The following is a 5,241-nucleotide window of genomic DNA, read 5'->3' as shown; positions in this document are numbered from 1 at the left end:
GGTGCTCGACGACGAGTGCAAGCCGAACGTGGCGGTTCAGGTCGCCACCAAAATGGCGGCCGACAAGGACATCATCGCCGGCGCCACGCATTATTGTTCATCGACGGCGATCGCGACCGTCGACACTTATCACAAGTTCGGGTTTCCGGTGATCGTCTGGGGCGCCGTGCTGCCCGACATCACCTATCGCAACAAATACGCGGAAATTCACCGCGTCAATGGCACGATGATCAACCAGAACGACGCCAACGCGGAATTGATTTCGAATCTCGGCTACAAGACCGTCGCCGTGATTCACGACACCACCGATTACGGCAAAGGACATAACGAATATTTCGGCAAGTCGCTGGCTAAAATCGGCAAGGCGAAGATCGTCGGAACCTTTGGCGTGACAGCCGAACAGCAGGACTTCACCGCCGAGCTCACGCAAATCAAGTCACTCAATCCCGAGGTGATCTATTTCGGCGGGCTGACCCCGATAGGCGTCCGCATCCGCTCGCAAATGGACAAGCTCGGAGTTAAGGCGGTGTTCGACGGGACTTCCGGCATCGTATCCGACGCCTTCATCCAGGGCCTCGGGCCGCTGGCCGAAGGCGCACTTGCCTTCCGCGAAGGCGCGCCGACCGAGAAGTTGCCGGGCGGCAAATTCTTCATGGAAAAATACAATGCCCAGAAATACGACAACCCGCCCGAGGCCTATGGCGCCTTCGCCTATGCGGCGATGGACATGATCCTGGATACCATCGAGAAGACAGGTCCCGACCGCAAGAAGGTGATAGACGAGCTCGGCAAAGTGAAGGACCGCGATTCGATCGTCGGAAAAATCACCTTCGACGATCACGGCCAGAATACGGTGCCCGTGATCACCAAATACGTGATACAGGATGGCAAGTTCGTCGAGTGGGACGAAAGCGAATACGCCGGCGGCAAACGCAAGTTGCCCGGACAGAAATAGGGTTATGAGCGAGGGTATCGCGATGATGTTCGGCTCACCTCTCCCCGCAGGGGAGAGGTCGCCGCGCATCGTCAGATGCGCGGCGGGTGAGGGGCTTTGCTGCGCGCCCGAGTGCGGGGAGAAGCCCCTCACCCGAAGCCTTCGCTGGCGCTCCGGCTTCGACCTCTCCCCTCCGGGGAGAGGTGAGAAGGAGCCGCTTCAACCTGAATTCATCACGCTTTAGACGACATCATGGATGCGGGGCTGTTCACTCAATACGTCATGAACGGGCTGATGCTCGGCATGATGTATGCGCTGGTCGCCGTCGGCTTCACACTGTTCTTTGGCGTCCTCGACGTTATCAAGTTTTCGCATGGCGATGTGGTCACGGTCGGCGCCTTTGCGGCGCTGGCGAGCTTCGCCGGTCTGAATGCGCTTGGTTTCAAATCCCAGTTAATCGATCTCGTGGTCATGCTCGCGGTTGCGACGCTGGCGATGGCTGGTCTCGGCATGCTGATCGCGCGGTATCTCGTGATGCCGCTGCGCTCGGCGCCGGCGCTCAACACGCTGTTGATCACCCTGATGCTCGGCACGGTGCTGCGCGAATCGGTGCGGCTGTTCTATCCGCAGGGCGCCAATCCGAAACCGTTTCCGGCGCTGCTGCCGCGCAGCTCGATTGACCTCGGCAATTTCAACCTGCGGCTCGACAATGTGCTCATGCTCGCGGCCGGCGCCGGGGTGATCGTCGGCCTGCAATTTCTGCTCAACCGTACCAAGCTTGGACTGGCGATCCGCGCCGTTGCGCAGGATGAGGAGACGGCGCGCACGATGGGCGTCAATTTCACCGCCATCGTGCTCATAACTTTCGCGATCGGTTCCGGCCTTGCCGCCTTCGCAGGCGTGATGAACGGCCTGTATTACAACGAGATCAACTTCGGCATGGGCCTCTATCTCGGCGTGATCGGCTTTTCCGCCGCGATCATCGGCGGGCTCGGCAGCGTCTATGGGGCTATACTCGGCGGCTTTCTGTTCGCCGGATTGCAGACCATAGGCACCGTGCTCTTGCCCTTCGCCAGCGCCTATAAGGACGTGTTCGCCTTTGCGGTCGTCATCGCCATCATGGCCTGGCGCCCAACCGGGCTGATCCGGGAAAAGATCAGTGAGCGGGTGTGAGCCGATGGCCGGCAAGGCGGAAAAGACCGATGCGGCGCTGTGGCCCGGCCTGATCGCGCTGGCAGCCGCGACCTTGTATCTGATCGCACTGCTCGCCGCTGAAAATCAGGCGCTGATCATTTCGCTGCTTGCGGCAGGCATTGCCGCCGTTATTGCCGCGGCATGGTCGCGGCTGCTCGATCACGCCGGCCGTTCCTTCGAGGATCACGAGGATGTGCTTGGCGGCTTTGCAATCCTGGCGGCTTTCGCGGTCGCCGTCGTCTTTCACGAGGACCATTTTGTCCTGCTGCTGGTCACCACGGTGCTGCTCACCACCGTGGCGACGCTCGGCTTGAACATTCAGTTCGGCTATGCCGGCGTGTTGAATTTCGCCGGCGCGTCGTTTTTCGGCATCGGCGCCTACACCTCGGCCGTTCTCAACGCCCATACGGCACTGCCTCACCTTGTCGTTCTGGCGATCGGTGGCGTGCTCGCCGCTTTGATCGGCTCGTTGCTGCTGCTGCCGGTGTTGCGCACGCGGGGACATTACGCCGCCGTCGTCACGATCGCCTTTGCCCTGCTGTTCAAGACCTTTCTCGAGGTCAACGACGTTCTCGGCGGGCCGCAGGGCTTGCAGGTGCCGGGCATGAAAATTCTCGGCTGGACCTTCAACGACAATGTGTCGATCGGAAAGGTCTCGCTGTCATTCTACATGAACTATCTTGTGGTCAGCCTGCTGCTGCTGATTGCTGCGTTCATCCTGGTGCGGCGGCTCGAACGATCCTGGGTCGGGCTCAACCTCGATGCGCTGCGGCTGGACGAGACCGCCGCGAGCTGTTTCGGCCTCGATATCGTACGCTGGAAGATCACGGCGTTTCTGATCGGAAATTTTCTCATCGGCATTGCCGGCGCGCTGTTCGGCATGGTCGGAAGCTTTGTTGCGCCGAACAACTATACCTTCGCCGACTCGCTCATCCTGGTCTCAATCCTCCTGCTCGGGGGCATTGGAAATCCCTGGGGACTCATCGTCGCGACCTTGATTGTCGTGATCGTTCCCGAAAAATTGCAGACGATCCAGGAATATCGCTTTTTGCTCTACGCGCTGCTGGTGATCGGTGTGCTGCTGTTCCGGCCGCAAGGCCTGCTGCCGCGTCCGGTACGCCGCTATTTTCCGGGATGGCGGCCATGACGAACCTGCTGGACGCCCATGGCCTGTCCAGGCGGTTCGGTGGCGTGCTGGCGCTCGACAGTCTCGATCTCAGCGTTGCGCCGAACGAAATCGTCGGCCTGATCGGCCCGAACGGTTCGGGCAAGACGACGTTTTTCAACGTGATCACGGGTATTTACGGTGCGGATGCCGGACGCGTGACCTTTGATGGCGTCGACATCACCAATGCGAGTTCGCGTGCGGTCTATCAGGCCGGAATGTCGCGAACCTTTCAGCGTTCGCGCCTGTCGTTGTCGTTGTCGATCTTCGACAACATCATGATCGGCAACCACAAGCGCCTCAATCAGGGGCTTTGGTTCAATCTGGTCAGGCGCGGCAAGTTCAAGCTTGAATTCGAGGCGAGCTATCTGGCTGCGCGCGCGCTGGTCGAGGTGTTCGAGCCGGCGCTTGCCGGCCGCATGCTGGAGCCGGTCGCCGGCCTGCCGATGATCGACCGCCGCCGCATCGAGATCTGCCGCGCCCTGATCAGCGAGCCAAAATTGCTGCTGCTCGATGAGCCGTCCGCCGGCATGACGCACGACGAGACGGCGGAACTGATGAATGACATTCTCCTCGTCCGGGAGCGCAACAAAGAGCTGACGATCATCATCGTCGAGCACGAAATGGGAGTGATCGAGCGCATCACCGATCGTTGCGTCGTGCTCAATTTCGGCCGCAAGATCGCCGAAGGCCGGTATCGCGAGGTCGCCGCCGATGCGCAGGTGCAGGAAGCCTATCTCGGGGTGGCATGATGTCCGATATGCTTGAGATCGACGGCGTCTACACCGCCTATGACAAGGCCGATGTGCTGCAAGGCGTCTCGCTCGCGGTGAAATCCGGCAGCATTACCTGCCTGCTCGGCTCCAACGGTTCCGGCAAGACCACGCTGGTCCGCTCGATTCTGGGCCTTACGCCGGCGCGCGCTGGACGCATCGTTTTCGACGGCGCCGACATTACGCGAATTCCCACCCACAGGATCATAGCGGCCGGCATCGCCTGCATCCCGGAGGGGCGCAAGGTGTTTCCTAAGCTTACGGTCGAGGAAAATCTGCGTGTTGGCGCCTATCAGGAGACTTCGGAAAAGGTCACGCAGGCGCGCATGGCCGATATCTTTCGCATTTATCCGCGCCTTGCGGAGCGGCGGACGCAGCTGGCGGGCACCATGTCGGGCGGCGAGCAGGCGATGGTGTCGATCGGGCGCGGGCTGATGCGAGCGCCAAAGCTTCTGTTGATCGACGAGCCCTCGCTCGGGCTGTCGCCCCGGCTGGTGAAGGAGAACTTCGATATCATCCGCCGGATCAACGAGCGCGGCATTACCGTGCTCCTGGTCGAGCAAAACGTGCACCAGACACTCGCCATCTCGCATCATGGTTTTGTACTGTCAAAAGGCCGCGTGGCGACCAGCGGAACACCTTCGGAACTCGCGGTCCGCAAGGAGGTGCGCGATGCTTATTTCGCGTGAATTCGCTTCAATTCAGGAAGCCGCCGCCAGCGTCTCGCGCGCGTCGGTGCGAATGCGCTCGACCATGGCGCGCAGGCCGTTGGAACGCTGCGGCGTCAGGTGCTCGCGGAACCCGAATTCGTCGAACACCGCAATCGCGTCGGTCGACAGGATTTCCTGCGGAGTCCGGCCCGAATAAAGCGTCAGCAGGATCGCGATCAGGCCGCGGACGATATGCGCGTCGCTGTCGCCGAGGTAGCTCAGCAGCGGTTTGCCTGTGCCGCTGCGGACAAGCTTGCGCGAGAGCCAGACCTGGCTGGCGCAGCCCTGCACCTTGTTGGCGGCGGAATGCTCGGCCTCCGGCATCGGGTCGAGCGTGCGGCCGAGTTCGATGACGTACCGGTAGCGGTCGTCCCAGTCGTCCAGCAGCGCAAAATTGTCCCTGATTTCGTCGATCGTCGTCATCGCGGCCCGGATGTCTCCTTGTGGGACATATATAGGACCGCG

The 5,241-nt window shown here is 61.1% G+C and carries 6 protein-coding genes; 5 read left to right on the top strand and 1 reads right to left on the bottom strand.

Features of this window, described 5'->3' with window-relative positions:
* From VGP39_RS05355 to VGP39_RS05335, 5 genes are all read left to right on the top strand, one after another.
* A partial coding sequence (locus VGP39_RS05355) for a branched-chain amino acid ABC transporter substrate-binding protein (protein WP_327567067.1) occupies positions 1-955 on the top strand: 955 nt, incomplete at its 5' end.
* Positions 956-1,186: 231 nt separating this feature from the next.
* Positions 1,187-2,107: a branched-chain amino acid ABC transporter permease gene (locus tag VGP39_RS05350; protein WP_327567066.1), complete on the top strand. Its 921-nt coding sequence runs from the start codon at positions 1,187-1,189 to the stop codon at positions 2,105-2,107.
* A complete protein-coding gene (locus VGP39_RS05345; RefSeq protein WP_327567065.1) occupies positions 2,094-3,275 on the top strand; it encodes a branched-chain amino acid ABC transporter permease in 1,182 nt (393 codons plus the stop codon). The genes VGP39_RS05350 and VGP39_RS05345 overlap by 14 nt, the downstream gene beginning before the upstream one ends.
* Positions 3,272-4,045: an ABC transporter ATP-binding protein gene (locus tag VGP39_RS05340; RefSeq protein ID WP_327567064.1), complete on the top strand. Its 774-nt coding sequence runs from the start codon at positions 3,272-3,274 to the stop codon at positions 4,043-4,045. The genes VGP39_RS05345 and VGP39_RS05340 overlap by 4 nt, the downstream gene beginning before the upstream one ends.
* Complete coding sequence (locus VGP39_RS05335; protein ID WP_327567063.1) at positions 4,045-4,755, top strand: ABC transporter ATP-binding protein; 711 nt, start codon at positions 4,045-4,047, stop codon at positions 4,753-4,755. Before VGP39_RS05340 ends, VGP39_RS05335 begins: the two co-directional genes overlap by 1 nt.
* A gap of 12 nt (positions 4,756-4,767) precedes the next feature.
* Here VGP39_RS05335 and VGP39_RS05330 read toward each other — a convergent pair whose 3' ends face one another.
* A complete protein-coding gene (locus VGP39_RS05330; RefSeq protein ID WP_327567068.1) occupies positions 4,768-5,199 on the bottom strand; it encodes a SufE family protein in 432 nt (143 codons plus the stop codon).
* Positions 5,200-5,241 lie beyond the last annotated feature (42 nt).

It is taken from the genome of Bradyrhizobium sp., assembly GCF_036009065.1.
Taxonomy (GTDB): Bacteria; Pseudomonadota; Alphaproteobacteria; order Rhizobiales; family Xanthobacteraceae; genus Bradyrhizobium.
This window is presented reverse-complemented; position numbering and strand designations above follow the sequence as displayed.